At 61.2% G+C, this 19,383-nt stretch carries 17 protein-coding genes; 10 read left to right on the top strand and 7 right to left on the bottom strand.

The annotated features are described in order from the left end of the window. Positions 1–93 precede the first annotated feature (93 nt). Positions 94–3,018: an insulinase family protein gene (locus R3175_RS13900; RefSeq protein WP_318944919.1), complete on the top strand. Its 2,925-nt coding sequence runs from the start codon at positions 94–96 to the stop codon at positions 3,016–3,018. Between the two features lie 27 nt (positions 3,019–3,045). On the opposite strand, the gene R3175_RS13895 is transcribed toward R3175_RS13900, so the two are convergent. Further along, on the bottom strand, positions 3,046–3,861 hold the full coding sequence (locus R3175_RS13895; protein WP_318944918.1) for a pyruvate, water dikinase regulatory protein: 816 nt from the start codon (positions 3,859–3,861) through the stop codon (positions 3,046–3,048). 257 nt (positions 3,862–4,118) lie between these two features. On the opposite strand from R3175_RS13895, the gene ppsA reads away from it, so the two are divergent. Both ppsA and rraA read left to right on the top strand, forming a co-directional pair. Then, the gene (gene ppsA / locus R3175_RS13890; RefSeq protein WP_318944917.1) at positions 4,119–6,488 is read left to right on the top strand and encodes a phosphoenolpyruvate synthase; all 2,370 of its coding nucleotides are present in this window, start codon (positions 4,119–4,121) and stop codon (positions 6,486–6,488) included. Positions 6,489–6,539: 51 nt separating this feature from the next. Beyond that, positions 6,540–7,022 (top strand): ribonuclease E activity regulator RraA, encoded by a 483-nt coding sequence (gene rraA, locus R3175_RS13885; RefSeq protein ID WP_318944916.1) that lies wholly within the window; start codon positions 6,540–6,542, stop codon positions 7,020–7,022. A 61-nt stretch (positions 7,023–7,083) separates the two neighbouring features. Here the strand turns inward: rraA and R3175_RS13880 are convergent, their stop codons facing one another. From R3175_RS13880 to R3175_RS13870, 3 genes are all read right to left on the bottom strand, one after another. Next, a complete protein-coding gene (locus tag R3175_RS13880) occupies positions 7,084–7,386 on the bottom strand; it encodes a PilZ domain-containing protein (RefSeq protein WP_318944915.1) in 303 nt (100 codons plus the stop codon). Between the two features lie 177 nt (positions 7,387–7,563). Next, on the bottom strand, positions 7,564–8,226 hold the full coding sequence (locus tag R3175_RS13875; RefSeq protein WP_318944950.1) for a TIGR04211 family SH3 domain-containing protein: 663 nt from the start codon (positions 8,224–8,226) through the stop codon (positions 7,564–7,566). A 112-nt stretch (positions 8,227–8,338) separates the two neighbouring features. Further along, positions 8,339–8,638, bottom strand: coding sequence for a YciI family protein (locus R3175_RS13870; RefSeq protein WP_318944914.1), 300 nt, complete (start codon positions 8,636–8,638; stop codon positions 8,339–8,341). Positions 8,639–8,735: 97 nt separating this feature from the next. Here R3175_RS13870 and R3175_RS13865 point away from each other — a divergent pair, with 97 nt between their 5' ends. After that, positions 8,736–9,620, top strand: a complete 885-nt coding sequence (locus tag R3175_RS13865; protein ID WP_318944913.1) for a PHP domain-containing protein — start codon at positions 8,736–8,738, stop codon at positions 9,618–9,620. Here R3175_RS13865 and R3175_RS13860 read toward each other — a convergent pair. Then, the gene (locus R3175_RS13860; RefSeq protein ID WP_318944912.1) at positions 9,617–10,156 is read right to left on the bottom strand and encodes a YecA family protein; all 540 of its coding nucleotides are present in this window, start codon (positions 10,154–10,156) and stop codon (positions 9,617–9,619) included. The genes R3175_RS13865 and R3175_RS13860 overlap by 4 nt on opposite strands. Before the next feature lie 3 nt (positions 10,157–10,159). Continuing rightward, entirely contained in the window at positions 10,160–13,285 is a 3,126-nt protein-coding gene (rne, locus tag R3175_RS13855; protein ID WP_318944911.1) for a ribonuclease E, read from the bottom strand. A 640-nt stretch (positions 13,286–13,925) separates the two neighbouring features. Here rne and rluC point away from each other — a divergent pair. Genes rluC through R3175_RS13840 form a run of 3 tightly spaced genes read left to right on the top strand, consistent with a single transcriptional unit; the run spans position 13,926 to position 16,721 of the window. After that, on the top strand, positions 13,926–14,975 hold the full coding sequence (rluC, locus tag R3175_RS13850; protein ID WP_318944910.1) for a 23S rRNA pseudouridine(955/2504/2580) synthase RluC: 1,050 nt from the start codon (positions 13,926–13,928) through the stop codon (positions 14,973–14,975). 35 nt (positions 14,976–15,010) lie between these two features. Then, positions 15,011–15,658 (top strand): HAD-IA family hydrolase, encoded by a 648-nt coding sequence (locus tag R3175_RS13845; RefSeq protein ID WP_318944949.1) that lies wholly within the window; start codon positions 15,011–15,013, stop codon positions 15,656–15,658. 49 nt (positions 15,659–15,707) lie between these two features. After that, positions 15,708–16,721, top strand: a complete 1,014-nt coding sequence (locus tag R3175_RS13840) for a S49 family peptidase (protein WP_318944909.1) — start codon at positions 15,708–15,710, stop codon at positions 16,719–16,721. On the opposite strand, the gene R3175_RS13835 is transcribed toward R3175_RS13840, so the two are convergent. Continuing rightward, positions 16,697–17,314, bottom strand: a complete 618-nt coding sequence (locus R3175_RS13835) for a nucleoside triphosphate pyrophosphatase (protein WP_318944908.1) — start codon at positions 17,312–17,314, stop codon at positions 16,697–16,699. The genes R3175_RS13840 and R3175_RS13835 overlap by 25 nt on opposite strands. A gap of 208 nt (positions 17,315–17,522) precedes the next feature. Between R3175_RS13835 and R3175_RS13830 the strand changes: the two genes are divergently transcribed. The 3 genes from R3175_RS13830 to plsX all read left to right on the top strand — a co-directional run bounded on the left by R3175_RS13830 (position 17,523) and on the right by plsX (position 19,378). Continuing rightward, positions 17,523–18,068: a YceD family protein gene (locus tag R3175_RS13830; protein WP_318944907.1), complete on the top strand. Its 546-nt coding sequence runs from the start codon at positions 17,523–17,525 to the stop codon at positions 18,066–18,068. Between the two features lie 87 nt (positions 18,069–18,155). Continuing rightward, positions 18,156–18,335: a 50S ribosomal protein L32 gene (rpmF, locus tag R3175_RS13825; protein ID WP_318944906.1), complete on the top strand. Its 180-nt coding sequence runs from the start codon at positions 18,156–18,158 to the stop codon at positions 18,333–18,335. A 41-nt stretch (positions 18,336–18,376) separates the two neighbouring features. Beyond that, positions 18,377–19,378, top strand: a complete 1,002-nt coding sequence (gene plsX / locus R3175_RS13820) for a phosphate acyltransferase PlsX (protein ID WP_318944905.1) — start codon at positions 18,377–18,379, stop codon at positions 19,376–19,378. The last annotated feature ends 5 nt before the right edge of the window (positions 19,379–19,383 follow it).

Here is a 19,383-nt window from a genome sequence, read left to right as displayed (position 1 = left end):
TAAACAGACGTGGCGTCGGACCGGTTATCTGCATGATAATCGAAGCAACGTGTTACCCTACAAGCCTTAATCGATCAAAGACAGGATAGTTGAATGGCAGCAGTCAGTGAAAACTCCGTCCATCCGGCCTTCGAGAAGCTGAGAAGTCACCGGATTGGCACGCTTAACCTGACCGTCGAAGAGTATCGTCATCGCAAGACCGGTGCCCGCCATCTGCACATGGCGGCGGACAACGACGAGAACGTGTTTTTTGTGGCCTTGCGTACCTTCCCGATGGATTCCACCGGGGTTGCCCACATCCTGGAGCATACAGCCCTGTGCGGCAGCGAGAAGTATCCGGTGCGGGACCCGTTCTTCATGATGATCCGCCGGTCGCTCAACACCTTCATGAATGCCTTCACCAGCAGCGACTGGACCGCCTATCCATTCGCCAGCAAGAATCGCAAGGACTTCGATAACCTGCTGTCGGTGTACCTGGACTCGGTATTCTTCTCCAAGCTGGATCCGCTGGATTTTGCCCAGGAGGGGCATCGTCTGGAATTCGAGGATCCCAGCGACCCTTCCACGCCGCTGGTGTACCGCGGGGTGGTGTACAACGAGATGAAGGGCGCCATGAGCGCGCCCACGTCGCAGCTCTGGCAGCACCTGTCCAGCCACCTGTTTCCCACCACCACCTACCACTACAACAGTGGCGGTGAGCCGGACCACATTGTGGACCTGAGCTACGACGACCTGGTGCGCTTCTACCGCCACCATTACCACCCCAGCAACGCCATCTTTGCCACTTACGGCAACATCCCGGCCAGAGAGCACCATGAGCGGTTCGAAGAGCTGGCCCTGAAGCGCTTCGACCAGCAGCACGTGGAATTGCCGGTACGGGACGAGAAGCGCATGTTCACGCCGCTGACGGTCGAGCAGGGCTACCCGGTGGCCGAAGGGGAGTCGACGGAGCACAAGACCCACATCGTCGTGGGCTGGCTGCTCGGGCACAGCTTCGACCTGCAGGAGAACCTGGAAGGGCAACTGCTGGCCAACGTGCTGCTGGAGAACAGTGCGTCGCCACTGATGCGGGCACTGGAAACCTCGGATCTCGGGCATTCGCCGTCGCCGATGTGTGGACTGGAGGATTCCAACCGCGAGATGACCTTTGTCTGTGGTATCGAAGGCAGCGAACCGGGACGGGGTAGTGACCTGGAAGCCCTGCTGGAACAGACCCTGCAGAAAGTGGTGGACGACGGGGTGAGCGAGGAACGCCTGGAGGCAATCCTGCACCAACTGGAGTTGCACCAGCGGGAGATCGCCGGCGATCAGTTCCCCTACGGCCTGCAGTTGATCATGAGCGCCATCTCGCCGATGGTGCACGGTGGTGATCCGGTGGCCCTGCTCGACCTGGAGCCGGTGCTGGCTCAGCTGCGCGAGAAAATCCGCGACCCCAACTACATCCCCGACCTGGTGCGTCGCAAGCTGCTGGACAACCCCCATCGGGTGACCCTGACCCTGCGTCCGGACGCGCAGCTGGAGAACCGTCGTCAGGAGGCGATTCGCCAGGCCCTGGCACAACGCAAGGCGGCCCTGAGCGAGGAGGAGGTCCGGCAGATTGTCGAGCGGGCCACCGCCCTGGAAGAGCGTCAGCATCGCAAGGACGACGACTCCATCCTGCCCAAGGTCGATCTGACCGACGTGCCGCTGCAGACGCCTGAACCGGAGGCGAAGTTCGCCGAAAACTTCCCGGCCACCCTGTACGCCCGGGGCACCAACGGCCTGGTCTACGAGCAGGTGGTGATGCCGCTGCCGGCGATGACCGAGGACGAACTCCTGTTGCTGCCACTGTACACCACCTGTGTCACCGAGGTGGGTTGTGGGGAGCTGGATTACCTGCAGATGCAGGACCGCATCTCGGCGGAGTCCGGGGGCATCGCCGCGTTCTCCACCACTCGCGGCCGGATTGATGATGTCCAGGACCTGTCCGGCTACCTGATCTTTAACGGCAAGGCTCTGGCCCGAAACCGGGAAGCGCTGGGTAAGCTGTTGCGGGATGTCTGCATGGAGGCCCGCTTTGACGAGCAGGGGCGCGTTCGTGAACTGGTGGCGCAGATTCGCGCCCGTCGAGAGCAGGCGGTCACCGGCAGTGGTCATGCGCTGGCCATGGGGGCGGCCTCCCAGGGCATCAGCGCCGGTGCCTGGTTGAACTTCCGGCTGGGAGGGCTGGAGGCGATTCGCGGCATCAAGGCCCTGGACGACAGCCTGGCGGACGAGGCCGAGCTGGCGAAGTTGTGCCAGCGGCTGGCGGACCTGCACCAGCGTATCCGGCAGCAGGCGCGTCAGTACCTGGTCATCGGAGAAGACGACCAGGTGGCCCCGATGGTGGACGACCTGAAACGGAACTGGGGCGGTGAGACGACCGCCGCCGGAGAGGCCTGGTCCCTGGGTCCGGTGGACTACCGGACCCGCCAGGCCTGGCTGACCTCCACCCAGGTCAATTTCTGCGCCAAGGCCTATCCCACCGTGCCGGTGGACCATCCCGACGCCGCCGCCCTGACGGTACTGGGGGGCTTCCTGCGCAACGGCTACCTGCACCGGGCGATCCGTGAAAAAGGTGGCGCCTACGGCGGCGGGGCCGGTCAGGACAGCGTGAACGGAACCTTCCGTTTCTTCTCCTACCGGGATCCCCGCTTGGCAGAAACGCTGGACGATTTCGACAACGCCTTGCAGTGGTTGCAGGAAACCGAGCACGATCCCCAGGAACTGGAAGAGTCCATCCTCGGGGTGATTGGCCAGCTCGACAAGCCCCGTTCACCAGCCGGGGAGGCCCGCCATGCTTTCCATAACCGGCTGTTTGGTCGGTCCCCGGAGCAGCGGGCACGCTATCGGGAGCGGGTACTGGCGGTGACCATCGACGATCTCAAGCGGGTGGCCAGCACCTGGCTGGCGCCGGAGCGGGCCAGCACCGCAGTGATCACCAGCCACGACAACCGGGCCGCGGCGGAAGCCCTCGAGCTGTCCATCGAGGAGCTGTAAGCCCCCGGTAAGCGGGCGCAACCGAGCTTAGCGGTTGCGCCTGAGCCCGGTGCTCATCATGATCCGGGTCGAGATCTCCTCCACCGAATACGCCGTGGTGTTCATAAAGGGAATGCGTTCACGGCGGTACATCAGCTCAATCTCTTCCACCTCGTGCATGCACTGTTTCAGTGACGAATAGCGGGAATTCGGACGCCGTTCGTTGCGGATGACAGCGAGCCGTTCCGGCTCGATGGTCAGGCCGAAGATCTTGGCCTTGTGGGGCTTGAGGGCGTCCGGCAGTTGCTCATCCATCAAGTCTTCTTCGGTGATCGGGTAGTTGGCCGCCTTGATGCCGTACTGCAGGGCGAGATAGAGGCAGGTCGGGGTCTTGCCACTGCGGGACGCGCCCACCAGGATCAGGTCGGCCTCGTTGTACTGGCGGGTGCGGGCGCCGTCGTCGTTGTCGAGGGCAAAATTGACTGCGTGGATACGCCGCTCGTAGTTGCTCTCGTTACTGATGGAGTGGGACTTGCCCACCGTATAGGAGGACGAGGACTGCAGCTCGGTCTCCAGGGGGTGCAGGAAGGTGCCGAAAATGTCCACCATGAAACCATTGGCCTGGCTGATGATCGCCCGGATGTCATTGTTGACGATGGTGTCGAACACCAGGGGCTTGGCGTCGTCCAGCTCCGCCGCCTGGTTGATCCGGTCCACCAGTTCGCTGGCCTTTTCGGTGTCGTCCACGTAGGGAACGGTCACCCGCTCAAACTCGATTTTTTCAAACTGGGCCAGAAGGCTGTTGCCAAGGGCCTCGGCCGTCAGGCCGGTGCCATCGGATATAAAGAACGCCGTTCGTTTCATGGTAATGCTGTGGCTCCGTATCAAGCGGCTTTGTACTGCTACCCACCCGAAATTCAAAGAACTTGCGGGCAACAAGGCGGCCTTGTGACGTGTTTTTCAGCATCGCCGAGTGCCACGTCCCCTAGGTAATCGCTTCAGGTTACAGTATGATACACGGCTAGTTCGAGAGCGTGGATGAGCCATACCACGAATTTTTTCTGTCGGCTCTATCCTGCCTGGTTCGGCTCTTTGCTTTTTAGACTCAAGGGAGACGCGTTTTGGAAGATTACATTATCTGGTTTGAAAACCTGGGAATGTCTGATGTTGACCGGGTTGGGGGCAAGAATGCGTCCCTCGGTGAAATGATCAGTAATCTCGCCAACGCCGGCGTTACCGTACCGGGTGGATTCGCAACCACCGCCCATGCCTATCGTGAATTCCTTGCCAAAGACGGACTGAAAGACCGCATCGACAACGCGCTGGACGCCCTTGATGTCAACGATGTCAACGAGCTAGCCCGGGTGGGCTCCCAGATTCGCCAGTGGGTCATCGAGACACCCTTCCCGGCGCAGCTGGAAGAAGCCCTGGAAAGCGCCTACGACCAGCTGCGCAACGGCAACGACAACCTGGCTGTCGCGGTGCGTTCCTCCGCCACCGCGGAGGACCTCCCGGATGCCTCCTTTGCCGGCCAGCAGGAAACCTTCCTCAACGTGGTTGGTCTCGATCAGGTCAAGACCTCGGTCAAGGAAGTGTTCGCTTCCCTGTTTAACGACCGGGCGATTTCCTACCGTGTCCACCATGGTTTCGATCACAAGCTGGTGGCCCTGTCTGCAGGGATCCAGAAGATGGTGCGCAGCGAGACTGCCGCCAGTGGTGTGATGTTCACCCTGGACACCGAATCCGGTTTCCGCGATGTGGTGTTCATTACCGGTTCCTACGGTCTGGGCGAGACCGTGGTGCAGGGCGCGGTCAACCCTGACGAATTCTACGTTCACAAGCCAACCCTGGAAGCGGGTCGCCCGGCGGTACTGCGCCGTAACCTGGGCAGCAAGGCCATCAAGATGGTGTACGCACCGAAGGGTTCCGACAGTTTCGTGGATACCGTCAAGGTGGACCCGGAAGACCGCGGTCGGTTCTGCATTACCGATGCGGAAGTCTCCGAACTGGCCAAGCAGGCGATGATCATCGAGCGGCATTACCAGCGCCCGATGGACATCGAATGGGCCAAGGACGGTGACGACGGCCGCATCTACATCGTTCAGGCCCGTCCCGAGACCGTGAAGAGCCGTGCCTCCGCCAACGTCATGGAGCGTTACCTGCTCAAGGAACAGGGCAAGGTGCTGGTGGAAGGACGCAGTATTGGCCACAAGATCGGCAGCGGGCCGGTCAAGGTGATCACCAGCATCAACGAAATGGACCGTGTCCAGGCCGGCGACGTACTGGTTACCGATATGACCGATCCGGACTGGGAGCCGGTGATGAAACGGGCCTCTGCCATCGTCACCGACCGGGGCGGCCGTACCTGTCACGCCGCCATTATCGCCCGTGAGTTGGGTATTCCCGCCGTGGTGGGCTGTGGCGACGCCACCGAGGTCCTGAAAGAAAACCAGGAAGTGACGGTGTCCTGTGCCGAGGGTGACACCGGCCTGATCTATGAGGGCAGCCTGGACTTCGAATTGCGTGAGAACACCGTCGATTCCATGCCGACCATACCGTTCAAGATCATGATGAACGTGGGCAACCCGGATCGCGCCTTCGACTTCCAGGCGCTGCCCAATGAAGGCGTGGGGCTGGCCCGTCTGGAGTTCATCATCAACCGGATGATCGGTGTCCACCCGAAGGCGCTGCTGAACTTCGACAGTCTGCCTCGCGACATTCACCAGACGGTTGAGAAACGCATCTCCGGCTACAGTTCACCGGTGGATTTCTACGTCGACAAGCTGGTGGAGGGGATTTCCACCCTGGCGGCCGCCTTTGCGCCCAAGAAGGTCATCGTTCGCCTGTCTGACTTCAAGTCCAACGAGTACGCCAACCTGATCGGCGGCACCCTGTACGAGCCGGACGAAGAAAACCCGATGCTCGGTTTCCGCGGCGCCTCCCGGTACATCTCCGAGAACTTCCGCGACTGCTTTGAGCTGGAGTGTCGTGCCCTCAAGAAAGTTCGCAACGAAATGGGCTTCACCAACGTGGAGATCATGGTGCCGTTCGTGCGGACAGTCGGCGAGGCCCAGCAGGTGGTGGATCTGTTGGCTGAGAATGGCCTCAAGCGGGGCGACAATGACCTGCGGGTCATCATGATGTGCGAGCTGCCCGCCAACGCACTGCTGGCAGAGCAGTTCCTGGAGCACTTCGACGGCTTCTCCATCGGCTCCAACGACCTCACCCAGCTGACCCTGGGGCTGGACCGGGATTCCGGCATTGTCGCCCACCTGTTCGACGAGCGTAACGACGCGGTCAAGGCGCTGTTGTCCAACGCCATCCAGGCCTGCAAGAGGGCCGGCAAGTACGTCGGTATCTGTGGCCAGGGCCCGTCCGACCATCCCGATCTGGCCAAGTGGCTGATGGATCAGGGCATCGACACGGTGTCCCTGAACCCGGATTCGGTTCTGGATACCTGGTTCTTCCTGGCGGACGAAAAGATCGACTGATTGAGCAACGTTCAGACTGTTTGAGCAATGTTAAGTAAGGAGAGATCAAGAGTGCCTATCGTAACGCCTGATCTGTGCGACGAGTACCCGGAAGTCCAGGTGGTAGAGCCCGGTTTCCGCAATTTTGGCGGTGTTGACGCGTTTGGGGGTGAGGTTGTCACCGTCAAGTGCTTTGAAGACAACTCCGTGGTCAAGGAGCAGGTTGGCCTGCCGGGCAACGGTCGCGTCATGGTGGTGGATGGCGGCGGTTCCAAGCGTAACGCCCTGCTGGGAGATATGCTGGCGGAAAAGGCGGCCAGCAATGGCTGGGCCGGCCTGATCATCTATGGTTGTATTCGCGACGTGGACGTTATCGGCCAGACCAAGCTGGGGGTCCAGGCCCTGGGAACCCATCCGCGCAAGACCGAAAAGCGTGGTATCGGTGACCTCAATGTGCCGGTTACCTTTGGTGGCGTGACCTTCAAGCCGGGCCAGTACGTCTATGCCGACAACAACGGCATAGTGGTCTCCGAGAAGGCCCTGGCCATCGATTAAGGCCGTTCGGCAAGACCGGCTCCCGGTCCGACAAAAGAGCAGCCCTTGGCTGCTCTTTTTTTTACCGTTTTACCTGGACGATCGACAGTCCGAGCAAATAGCCGTTGCCGTCCGGTGTACAGCGTACGACCTGGCTGATGGTCTCAAAGGGGGGGAACTGGTCGCTGTGGGAGGGCAGCAGGGTATGTACCTCGGCGCCTTCCTCGATCGGGTCATCCACCTGGAGCTGCATTCCGGTACCGCTTAAGTCCCGGCAAACGGCCTTGGTCGTCCGGCCAAACTCGTCAGTAATCTTGATCTCGGAGTTTACCTGCATCCGATAGTAGTCGCGTTTCTCGGAGTAGTCCTTCAAGGTCATCGACATCACACCACCCTCATGATTGTTGTTTTCTTATTTATAAGGTGATCAAGGATTCCCGTCAAAGAACGCGTTGGCATAAAAAAACCGAAAGCCATGTGGTTTGCCAGGCTTTCGGTTGTTGCGGCGCCCTCGTCGGTGATGAGAGGGTGGGACGATCTGATCGGGCTTCGGTTGGGCCGGTTAGGCCCAGTTGTCGGTCTTCTTGGCCGGCTTCAGCAAGGGGATGATCAGGGCCAGTAAGATGCCCAGCAGCACCAATCCGGCGCCCAGCAGCATAAAGTCGGATTCGCTCTTGGCCTCGAGGCGTTCCTTTTCCGCGGTCAACACCTCTACATCGTTGCGCAGGCGCTGGTTCTCCTCCTGCAGTTCGCTGTTACGCTTGTTGATACTCAGGGCGTTGGCCGAAATGGACTTGAGGTTTGCCAGTTCTTCGCTGAGGGCCTGGGTTCTCGACTCCAGGGTGCTTTCCGACGACGCCAGGGTGTCGCGCTCCTTGCGAAGCTCGGCCAGCTCTTCGCGCACCTGGGCCAGCTCCGTGCGGGCCTGCTCCAGTTCCCGGTTGGCCCGTGCCAACCGGTCCCGGGCGATGGGGGTATCGGTCAGGTAACGGGTTATGACCCAGCCCTCGACGCCGTCCGGGGTGCGGATGCGGCTGTAGCCGGAATCGCTGGTTTCCAGTAGCTCCACCCGAGTGCCACTTTCCAGGCCACTGCGAAGGATCCGGTATTGGGTGCCTTCGCCGCTACGGACGTTGATTTGCAGGGTGTCATCGATATACATGGTCTTTGCCTGGGCACTGGCCCCAAAGGCAATCAAACAAAGTGTGCAGACGATCAGGCGCATTGCAGTCACGTGGGTCGTTTCCTGAGTTACTGGTTAAAGCGGTAATTCTGTCATAGCTATACCTTCATTCAAGGTAAGCGGTATTACAAAACGCTCATGCAAGTGGCTGACACTACGGCAATACCGGTTTGAACGGTTTGACGGTGACCGCCCGATAGACGCCTGCTGCCACATAGGGATCGGCGTCCGCCCATTCGCTGGCGGCTGCCAGAGAATCGAACTCAGCGATCACCAGGCTGCCGGTAAAGCCCGCCTCACCAGGGTCGGGGGTGTCCAGGGCCGGATGGGGGCCGGCCACCAGCAGTCGTCCTTCATCCCGCAGGGCCTCCAGTCGTTCCAGGTGGGCGGGGCGGGCGGTCTTCCGCAATGGCAGGCTGTTCTCCACATCTTCAGTGATGATGGCGTAGTACATGGGTCTCTCCCTGAAACGAAAATTCTGACCAGGCGCATACAGTGTCGGACGTGGCTGGTAGACTGTAGGTCCTAGCCCTTTGTAACCATGAGTAGCCGTGACTATACCCCAAGGATCGTCCTTCTGCATTGATCTCCACTGCCACAGCACCGCGTCCGATGGCACACTCAGTCCCCGGGAGCTGGTCCAGCGGGCCGGCGAGATGGGCGTGAGTCACCTTGCCCTGACCGACCATGACACCATTGATGGCCTGGCCGAGGCGCGACAGTATGCCCAGATGGAGGGGCTGACGCTGATCAACGGTGTGGAGCTGTCCTGCGTCTGGAACCGTCAAACCATTCATGTGGTTGGCCTGGACTTCGACCACCGCAGCAGCCGGTTTCTTGAGGTGCTCGCCGAACAGCATGAAAACCGTTGGCGACGCGCCCGCAAGATTGCCGAACGGCTCGCACGCAAGGATCCGGAGCCGCTGCTGTCGTTAGCGACGGCAAAGGCCGGTGGTGATGTCCCCGGGCGCCCTCATTTTGCCCGTGCCCTGATTGATCAGGGGGTGGTCAGCGACATGAATCAGGCCTTCAACCGTCACCTCGGAGCGGGAAAGCCTGGAGATGTGAAGGCCTTCTGGCCCGAACTGGCGACGGTGGTGCGCTGGATAGTCGAGGCCGGTGGCGTTGCCGTGCTGGCTCACCCGCGCAAGTACAAAATGACCGCCACCAAGTTGAGAGGCCTGGTGGGTGATTTCAAACAGGCGGGGGGGCGTGCCATCGAGGTGTCCACCTCAGGCCAGCAATCCGGCGATTTGGGGTTTCTGGCCGAGCTCTGTCGGCGGGAAGGGATGTGGGCGTCCCAGGGCAGTGATTTCCATTTCCCGGGCGCGTCGTGGTGTGAATTGGGGCGGATGGATAAGCTGCCAGAGGGGTTGGATCCCGTCTGGCAGCACTTCCGTCAACGGCTGTTGACGGAGCAGTCGGCACCGGCCTAGGCCGGTGCGTGGAACTGCAGGTAGAGGTCGGTCAGCGAGTCGGGGATGGCATCCGCCATCTGCTTGCTCAGCTTCTCGCTTTCCCGGGCCTTGCGAAAGTCCTCGTCGTCGAACAGGCCCGACAGGGTCATCATCGGCACCAGCAGGTTGGCGGTGTCTTCCTCATGCACCTCCAGCCACTGCTCCTCGTTTTCCAGGAACGTATCGACGAACCCGGCACACCAGTTCTCCAGTGCGTTCATGGGGTCGCCGTCCTCCGGCTCCGGCAGTTCCAGGGGCTGACCCATGTCGAGCGCGCTGCGCATGCTTTCCGCCAATTGATTGACGGCCTTGGTGAACACCTCCGGAACGCCTTCCGCGGGGAGCTGGTCCACCCCAGTTGCCAGTCGGAAAACCTCGGCCGCCTGTAAGGCGACCGGGCCAACAACGCTGGCACAGACCACGCCATGCAGGCCGAAGAAGTCCAGGGCCTCATCCCCCCAGGGTTCGGCAAACAGGATGTCTTCTACGGCTTCGATGTCTGCATTGCTCAGCATGGATCAGTTCCCCTCAGCCTTTTTGGCGGCTTCCGCGGCCCGCTGGCGCTTACGAACTTCCCGGGGGTCGTTGTAGGCGCGTCCCGGCGTCACGGGTGGTTCTGCCGGTTTGGGTTCCGCTTTGGCTTCCGCCTGAGCCGTTTGGGGCTGGGCTTCGTCTTTAGCCTCGCCTTTGGCCTCGTGCTTGGCTGCCTCGGCGGGTTTAACCGGGGCGGCATCGTTGCTGGCCGGCTTGGCAGCCTGCTCCGGTTTCTTGGCCTCGGGCGCTTTCTTCTCGGGCTGCTCCTCGGTTTTTGCTACCGATTCGTTAGCCGCTTTGGAGGGCTTCGCTTCGGTAGCGACCGGCTTGGCCTCCGCCGGGGCGCGGTCCGTGGTCGGCTTGGCCGCTTTCGCGGCCTGCTCCGCCGCTTTCGCGGCCTGCTCCGCCCCTGCTTCGGCAGGCTTGCTCTCTGCCGCCGGTGCCGGCTCCGCCTTCGCCGGCTTGGTAGCCGCGGGAGCGGGTTTTGCGGACGCCTGCTTGTCCTTGCCGCCGCGCTCGGATTCGCCTTTGGTTTCGGGCTTGGTGTCCGGCTTTTCTTCTGCGGTCTTCGCCCTGGAGGCCGGCGCCTTGGGTTTGACCGCAGCTTTTTCCTTGTCGGCCTTGTCCTGAGCGGCCGGCTTCGCCTTATCGGCGGGCTTTTCACTCTGGACAGGTTCGGGCTTGGCCTTGCTGGTTTCGCCGCTGTCCTTTGGCGCAACCTCCCGCTTGCCCTTGGCTTCTTCCTGGCCTTCCGCTTTTGCCTTGTCCTGACCGTTAGCGGCAGAGGCTTGCGGTTTTTCCGGCTTGGCTTCGGAGGCTACCGCCTTGGGTTTGCCCGGTTTGGCGCTGGTGTCATCGGCCTTGGCTGCTGTTTCCGGGGCTTTTTCCGGCTGGGTGTCCTTCTGATGTTTCTCCAGGCGCTCTGCCTTGCGTTCCGCCGGAGAGCTTGCCGGTTTCTCGACCGGGGAGCCATCGCGGTTACGCTGACGACGTGGCTTGCGGGGCTTGTCGCCGGCACTCTGACCGCGAGCCTCCTGCTTGTCACGGCCACCGCCCTGGGCCTTGCGGTCCTGACCGCGACCACCGGACGGCTTGCGCTGCTCGTCGCTGTCGCGACGGCTGTCGGCCTGCTGGCCCTGGCCCTTGCCACGACCGCGACCGCCGTCTTGCTGGCGACCGCCTTTGCCACCCTCTTTACCGCCGCGTCCGCGGGCGCGATTGTCCTCACCACGCCCTTGGGGCTGTTGCTTGCGACGTTCTTGACCGCTGCGCTTCTCCGGACGGTCATCCGCCTTGGCTACCCGGGACTTGCGCCGGTCCTGGCGCCCCTGGTTGCGACGGTCTGCCTGTCGGCTGTCGCCGCGCTTGCCGGTCTCCTCGCGAGCCGGCTCGCCGCGGAAGAACTCGGCAATTTTCCGGCCCAGTCGGCGGAATAGGCCCTCCTCCTGGGTGTCCTCAGCGGGAGCGGGTTTCTGCTCAGCCGGGGAGGGCGCCGGTGCCGCGGGACGGATGCCCTTGACGGCGGCTTCCTGGCGCGCCGGCTGCTCCCGTGCTGCGATTACCTCGGTTGCTTCCTCTTCGCGTTCGGCGTACTCCAGGGCGATCTGGTAGCTGGAGACCCGTTCCGGTCCGGTTTCGTCATCACGGACGCGAATGATTTCAAAGTTGGGCGTTTCATGGTGGGGGGACGGTACCACCACGATGCTGACGCCCTGGCGCGCCTCGATGTCGGCCAGCTGCTTGCGCTTCTCATTCAGCAGGAAGGTGGCGACCACCACAGGCACGACGGCACGAACCTCACCGGTTTTCTCCTTGGAGGACTCTTCGTAGATCAGCCGCATGATGCTCAGGGCCAGGGACTCGATGCCCCGGATGGTGCCCTGGCCATTACAGCGTGGGCAGACTTCGCTGCGGGTTTCGCCGAGGGATGGGCGTAGTCGCTGCCGGGACATTTCCAGCAGCCCAAAACGGGAGATCTTGCCGACCTGCACCCGGGCACGATCCAGTTCCAGTGCTTCCCGGACCTTGTTCTCCACTTCGCGCTGATGCTTGGCCGGCGTCATGTCGATGAAATCGATCACAATCAGGCCGCCCATGTCCCGCAGTCGGAGTTGACGGGCGATTTCCTCGGCCGCTTCCAGGTTGGTCTGCAGGGCGGTTTCCTCGATGTCCTGGCCCTTGGTGGCGCGGGAGGAGTTGATGTCGATGGAAACCAGCGCCTCGGTCGGGTCGATGACGATGGAACCACCGGAGGGAAGCTTCACTTCGCGCTGGAACGCGGTCTCGATCTGAACTTCGATCTGGTACCGGCTGAACAGCGGAATCTCGTCTTGGTACAGCTTGATCTTGTTCTCGAACGTCGGCATGACCGCGCGAACGAAATTGAGGACGTCTTCGTGGACCACGGCGGAATCGATCAGCACTTCGCCGATGTCCTGGCGCAGGTAATCGCGCACCGCACGGATAATCACGTTGCTTTCCTGGTGGATCAGGAAGGGCGCCTTGCGCTCACTGGCGGCCTGGGTAATGGCTTCCCAGAACTGCACCAGGTAGTCCAGGTCCCATTGCAACTCTTCGGTGGTGCGACCAATACCGGCGGTACGGACGATGATGCCCATGGACTTGGGCACCTGGACGCCGGACATGGCCTCCTTGAGTTGCGCCCGTTCTTCTCCCTCGATGCGGCGGGAGATGCCCCCGGCACGGGAATTGTTGGGCATCAGGACCAGATAGCGTCCGGCCAGCGAGATGAAGGTGGTCAGGGCTGCGCCCTTGTTTCCACGTTCTTCCTTGTCCACCTGGACAATGACTTCCTGGCCCTCGGAAACCACATCCTTGATGTTGATCTTGCCCTCGATCTCGCCGGGCGATTTCTTGAAGTATTCTTTGGAGATTTCTTTCAGCGGGAGGAAGCCATGGCGTTCGGCGCCAAAGTCTACAAAGGCCGCTTCCAGGCTGGGCTCAACGCGGGTGATGCGTCCCTTGTAGATGTTTGCTTTTTTCTGTTCCCGTGTGCTCGATTCGATATCCAGGTCGAACAGCCGCTGGCCATCGACCAGGGCGACCCGCAACTCCTCAGGGTGAGTTGCATTGATTAGCATTCTTTTCATGGAAAGAATTGGTTCCTGTCGTTGTTGGGACAGAAAACCGGGGAGGGTGGCATCTGCGAAGCAGAACTGGCGTGCCGCATCAACTACTTTAGGCGGCCAGACAAATCAGATGGTTACGGAGGGTCTCTCCGTGTTACTGAAACGACGGCAGTCGACCATTTGCGGGCCTGAGGCCGCAGAATTGTCCTGTCGTGCTGATGTCTGTTGACGCATGGTGTTCGTCTTCATTTTTCACGCTGGAGCCTGGGTCTCACGTCATATTCGTTAACTGGACGGCCCGGTCCTGCGTGTTGCTAATTCTTCGCGATGTCGCCCGCCGGTTTTCCGTGCGGTTATCAGCTTCCTTCCGCGGTGATGTCGTCTCCGGATCGCCGGGAACTCAGGGCACTCTGCGGAAGCATTTTGCGCGTTGCGGCCACTTGTCATCGGCCTGCAGGCGCTTAATCTTTCTAATCGGCGTTCAAACTGCCTGATAGTGTCGGTATACTTCTGCCGCTCCGGCAATTGGCATAGTGGCCGTGCCGTAGACAAACGGTAGAGCACGCCGGAATATAACAGTAATCATCGGACCCATCAATCCCGCAGTGTGATGGTCCGTCACCTCCCGAATCAATCAGCGCCAGCGGCGCGACAAGGTGATATGTCCCGAGGCTCCAGCAACAAGACCCGCGCCCCGTCGCGAGCGGGTCGTCGTTCCCATCCTTCGGCTGCCGGCCCGTCCGGCCAGCGCGGTTCGGTGCGTTGGGTCACCGTCGATGAAGACAATCACGGCCAGCGGGTGGATAACTTTCTTCTCACACAGCTCAAGGGCGTGCCCAAGAGTGTGGTTTACCGCATTGTTCGCAAGGGGGAGGTACGGGTCAACAAGGGGCGGGTAAAACCTGACACCCGGCTCAAGTCCGGCGACCAGGTGCGGATACCGCCGGTCAGCCAGCGCGTAAAAGAGGCGCCCGTGGTGCCGGGTACCCGGGTTCAGGAGGTGATGGAGAATGCCATCGTCTTCGAGAATGATGACATGCTGGTGGTCAACAAACCCGCCGGTATCGCGGTCCATGGGGGCAGCGGGCTTGATTTTGGGCTGATCGAGGTATTGCGGGCAGCGCGGCCCCAGGCTAGGTTCCTGGAGCTGGTTCACCGGCTCGATCGGGATACATCCGGACTGATCATGGTGGCGAAGAAACGATCGGCGCTGCGCTATCTGCAGGATGAGCTGCGGCACAAGCGGATTCGCAAGCATTACCATGCGCTGGTGGCGGGGCGGTGGCCGTCAGATCTGGCCCGGGTGGCGGCGCCTTTGTTGCGCTACGAACTGAGCAACGGCGAGCGCCGGGTGAAGGTGGATGAATCCGGCAAGGAGTCGTTGACTACTTACCGGGTTCTCACCGTATATGCCGGTTACAGTCTGGTGCAGGCCTCCCCGGTTACCGGCCGCACCCACCAGATTCGGGTTCACAGTGCCTACGCGGGCCATCCCATCGCGGGCGATGACAAGTACATGGACGATGTCAGCCTGAAAGCGTTTCGGGCCGAGGGCGGTCGGCGTCTGATGCTGCATGCGCGCGGGCTGGAGTTTGCCTTGCCGGGGTCGGGTGAGGCGATGTGCCTGGAGGCGCCGTACGATCAGCCATTTGAGGCGGTCTTGCAAAAGTTGGCGGTGCGTCCGGTCCGGGCGGATCGCGGTACGGCATAATAGTCATTCACTGATTTCGAGTTGAGCAGTCTGTGATACAGCACAAAGTGGCCATTTTCGATTGGGACGGCACCCTGGTGGATTCCGTCGAACACATTGCGCAGAGCCTGCACCTGGCGGCCACCGATCTGGGGTTCCCGGCGCTTGAGCGGGAGGCGTATCGGGATATCATCGGGTTGGGCATCGTCGAGGCGCTGGAAACCCTGTACCCGGGGATCACGCGGGAAGAGATGCGGCGCATTCGCGACAATTACGGGCGCTATTTCTTCGCCAAGACGACCACTCCCCAGAATGTCTTTGCAGGCATGACCGAGGTGTTGGTTGACCTCAAGGCCGCCGGGCGTGGTTGTGCCGTGGCCACCGGCAAGAGCCGGCGAGGCCTCGACGCGGCCTTGCAAAGCAGTGGGCTGGGCGAGCACTTTGACCTGACCCGTTGTGCCGATGAGACCCGGTCCAAGCCCGATCCGGCCATGCTGGTGGAGATCCTGGATTTTTATGGCATCGACGCTGGCGACGCGGTCATGATTGGCGACACCCGTTATGACCTTGAGATGGCGCGACGTATTGGCATGCCGTCCATCGGGGTCGAGTGGGGGGTGCACGACCGGGTGGTGTTGGGTGAATACGATCCCTGTGCGGTGGTGGACACCGTGGCGGGGCTCAGGGAGGTCCTGGGGCTGTAAGGTCTCCCGGGTCTGCAGGAAGGAAATCGAGCAATAGCGGGACGCGGACATGTCTGAATGGGACAATGACGAGAAGCCGGAATGGGGTGCGCCAGTGACGAAACGAGCAGTCAACCAGCAGGGCGATGACCAGGGCCGGGACTGGAAGCTGATTGAAAAGCTGGTGATGTCGCTGCAATCGGAGCAACGGAGGAGTCGCCGGTGGGGTATATTCTTCAAGCTGCTGGGCTTTGCTTATCTGTTTATCCTGCTTTTCGCCTTTATGTTTCCAATCAGCAACGGCGTAAAACCTTCTCTCGGTGAGCATACCGCGTTGATCGAGATAAACGGGGCCATTGCGGCGAATGAGATTGCCAGCGCCGACAACATGGTGGGGGCCTTGCGGGAAGCCTTCGAGGAGAAGTCCGCCAAGGCGGTGCTGCTCAGAATCAACAGTCCTGGCGGCAGTCCGGTGCAGGCCGGCTATGTCTACGACGAAATCAAACGTCTCCGGGGTGAATATCCGGACAAGAAGGTGTATGCCGTGATCTCGGACATCGGGGCTTCCGGCGCCTATTACATCGCAGCGGCGGCGGATGAGATCTATGCCGACAAGGCCAGCCTGGTCGGCTCCATTGGCGTGGTCGGAGGTGGCTTCGGCTTCACCGGTCTGATGGAGAAGCTTGGTGTCGAGCGGCGTCTGTACACCGCTGGCGAGAACAAGGCGTTCCTGGATCCCTTTTCGCCGGAGAAAGAGGACGAGGTTGAGTTCTGGGAGCAGGTGCTCGAGACCACCCATCGTCAATTCATCGAGCAGGTGAAGGCGGGGCGTGGCGATCGGCTCGCTGAAGGCGACGGGCTGTTCAGCGGGCTGATCTGGACCGGGGAGCAGGCGCTGGACCTGGGGCTGATCGATGGGTTGGGCAGCGCGTCTTACGTCGCCCGCGAGGTGGTCGGCCATGAGAAGCTGGTGGATTACACCCTGGGAGGTTCCAAGCTGGACGAGCTGATCCGGCGTTTTGGTGTCTCACTCGGCGCCGGCTTTGCCGACCAGTTGGTTCAGTCCCGGTTGGAGTTGCGGTAAGCCGCCTCCAGCGGGTCCAATCCCCACGCCCGCAGGAGTTCGCACAAGCCAATCAGGGGCAGGCCGATCAGGCTGTTGGGGTCCCGGCCCGCCAGTCCTGAGAACAGGGCGATGCCTAGCCCCTCCATACGGAAACTGCCGGCGCAGTCGTAGGGGGTATCGGTGCGCAGGTAGTGCTCGATGTCCCCGTCGCTTAACGTTCGAAACTGTACTTCGAAGGGCTCACAGAGGGTGGCCAACTGGCCGTCGGTGGAATCCAGCAGCGCCAGGCCAGTCATGAAGCGAACGGTTTGCCCGCTGCAGCGAGCCAGTTGATCGCTGGCGAGTTCGTGGGTTCCTGGCTTGGTCAGGATGCTGCCATCGGCCAGGGTGGCTACCTGGTCGGACCCGATGATCCAGTGGTTGGGGAATTGGGAAGCCAGCGCCCGGGCCTTTTCCGCCGCCAGTCGCACCGTGAGTCGTTGGGCGCTTTCGTTGGGGTGCGGCGATTCGTCTATATCGGGGCTGGCATGCTCGAACGGAATGCCGAGCCGGGACAGCAGCTCGCGCCGGTAGGGGGAGGATGAGGCGAGTACGAGGGGGGTGGCTGGCATGAGAGGTCCTTGGTTCCGTTTCTGGTGAAGGAGTCGGCAGGGGCTATACTAGCGATTATGCATCGGCAATGTTATGCCCTGTGTGCTTGGTACTCCTGGGCGGTGATTGTTGAAGGAGTGCTGGCCTTGTTGAAAACCACTATGCTGGCCCGGATTTGTTGACGAAGTCTTTGACACCGGCGGGTCTGCCCCCTAAAATTGCGCGCCTATGTCAAACGCCGAATTGCCCAAGACCGTCGATCCCTACAAGTTAGCGGAGCAGAGCAGCGTTCTGGAAGGCGGGGTTCCCCTCAAAGCCCTGGACCGTTTTTCTGACTGCGTGGCTGGGATGGCAGCAGGCGGGCAATGTCAGGTTTCGCTCGCGTTCGCTATGGACGACGAGCGTCGTCGTGTTGTGTCGGGGCAGCTGGAAGCTGAAGTCGAGCTTGAGTGCCAGCGGTGTATGACACCCATGCACGTGACGCTGACATCGCAATTCAGTCTGGGGTTGGTGACCAGCGATGAGCAGGCCCAGCAGTTGCCCAAGGAGCTGGAACCGTTCCTGACGGATGAGTTCAGTGCAAACCTGTGGACCATGGTGGAGGATGAGCTGTTGCTGGTCCTGCCGCCGTTCCCGTTGCATGAGTTAGGCGAGTGTCCGGCCCGGGAGCAACTGCAGGAGCTGGAAGCGGGTGATTCAGAGCCTGAAGCCGCGGATCAGGAGCGGGAGAACCCGTTCAGCGTGCTGGCCGGGCTGAAGACGAAAAAGCATTAACGACACAGGCGCAGGCGCCGTCTTGCTGGCGCGCCAGGACGCTGTTTTATTTACGAACGCTAGTTTTACAAGGTCAGGAGCATAATCATGGCTGTACAGCAAAACCGGAAAACCCGCTCTAAGCGCGGTATGCGCCGTTCACACGATGCGCTGAGCACCGCGACTCTGTCCACCGATTCCACAACTGGTGAGATTCATCGTCGTCACCACGTTTCTGCCGACGGCTTTTACCGTGGCAAGCAGGTGGTTGAAGCGCGCGACGAGTAATCGTTGCGTCTCAAACTGCATCAGTGTCTGACGGATCAGCGGTGAAATCGGTCACCATTGCCGTCGATGCCATGAGTGGCGATCGGGGCCCGGTTATAGCGGCTTCGGCCGCCCTAGATGCGGTGCGCGAAAACGAGGCCTTGAGCATTGTTCTGGTGGGAATCCGGAGCGAGCTTGAGGCCTTGTTGCGTGAGGGCCACCCCAGAATCCGGATCGAAGAGGCCGTCGATGTCGTGCGGATGAACGAGCGCCCCTCCCACGCGTTACGGCACAAACAGAACTCTTCCATGGCCGTCACCCTGCGCCTGGTTCGCGACGGGGTTGCCCAGGGTTGTGTCAGCGCCGGCAACACCGGTGCCCTGATGGCCTTTGGCCGCTCCATTATCCGCATGTATCCCGGAATCGAACGTCCGGCCATTACCAAGCTGATCCCCTCCCTCCGTGGCCAGTGCCATGTTCTCGACCTGGGTGCCAACGTCGATGCCAGCGCTGAGAACCTCTATCAGTTCGCGCTCATGGGGTCGTTGATGGCGTCTGCCATCAGCAAGCTACCGGAGCCCCGCGTGGCGCTGTTGAACGTGGGGGAAGAGGAGATCAAAGGCAACGAGCAGGTGCGTCTGGCCTCCCATCTCCTGGCCCAGTGTGACAGTGTCAATTACATTGGTTACGTCGAGGGCAGCGATCTGTTCCGCAATGTGGCAGACGTGGTCGTTTGTGATGGCTTTGTCGGTAACATTGCCTTGAAGACCGGGGAGGGGGTGGCCGGGTTACTGATCGAGTTGCTGGAGCAGGCGTTCACCCGTAGCCTTTATGGGCGTTTTGTGGGATGGCTTGCCAGGCCTATACTGGGCCGGTTGTTACGCCTGATGGATCCCTCCCGCCACAACGGCGCCAGCTTGCTGGGGCTTCAGGGTGTGGTGATCAAAAGCCATGGCAATGCCAATGAGCGGGCAATGCTGTCCGCGATCCGCCAGGCTGCCCGTGAAGTGGAAATGGAAGTGCCCAGCCGAATCAATTCCCGCCTGGATGATTTGATGATCTGACCCGG

Source organism: Marinobacter sp., assembly GCF_033722735.1.
Classification (GTDB): Bacteria; Pseudomonadota; Gammaproteobacteria; order Pseudomonadales; family Oleiphilaceae; genus Marinobacter.
This window is presented reverse-complemented; position numbering and strand designations above follow the sequence as displayed.

Excerpts from the sequence above, each read along its gene's own strand:
- R3175_RS13835 (WP_318944908.1), bottom strand. The coding sequence starts at position 17,314 with ATGCCAGCCACCCCCCTCGTACTCGCCTCATCCTCCCCCTACCGGCGC.
- R3175_RS13880 (WP_318944915.1), bottom strand. The coding sequence starts at position 7,386 with ATGTCGATGACCTTGAAGGACTACTCCGAGAAACGCGACTACTATCGG.
- rpmF (WP_318944906.1), top strand. The coding sequence starts at position 18,156 with ATGGCTGTACAGCAAAACCGGAAAACCCGCTCTAAGCGCGGTATGCGC.
- R3175_RS13830 (WP_318944907.1), top strand. The coding sequence starts at position 17,523 with ATGTCAAACGCCGAATTGCCCAAGACCGTCGATCCCTACAAGTTAGCG.
- R3175_RS13870 (WP_318944914.1), bottom strand. The coding sequence starts at position 8,638 with ATGTACTACGCCATCATCACTGAAGATGTGGAGAACAGCCTGCCATTG.
- R3175_RS13860 (WP_318944912.1), bottom strand. The coding sequence starts at position 10,156 with ATGCTGAGCAATGCAGACATCGAAGCCGTAGAAGACATCCTGTTTGCC.
- R3175_RS13900 (WP_318944919.1), top strand. The coding sequence starts at position 94 with ATGGCAGCAGTCAGTGAAAACTCCGTCCATCCGGCCTTCGAGAAGCTG.
- rne (WP_318944911.1), bottom strand. The coding sequence starts at position 13,285 with ATGAAAAGAATGCTAATCAATGCAACTCACCCTGAGGAGTTGCGGGTC.
- R3175_RS13895 (WP_318944918.1), bottom strand. The coding sequence starts at position 3,861 with ATGAAACGAACGGCGTTCTTTATATCCGATGGCACCGGCCTGACGGCC.
- R3175_RS13875 (WP_318944950.1), bottom strand. The coding sequence starts at position 8,226 with ATGCGCCTGATCGTCTGCACACTTTGTTTGATTGCCTTTGGGGCCAGT.
- R3175_RS13840 (WP_318944909.1), top strand. The coding sequence starts at position 15,708 with ATGTCTGAATGGGACAATGACGAGAAGCCGGAATGGGGTGCGCCAGTG.
- rluC (WP_318944910.1), top strand. The coding sequence starts at position 13,926 with ATGTCCCGAGGCTCCAGCAACAAGACCCGCGCCCCGTCGCGAGCGGGT.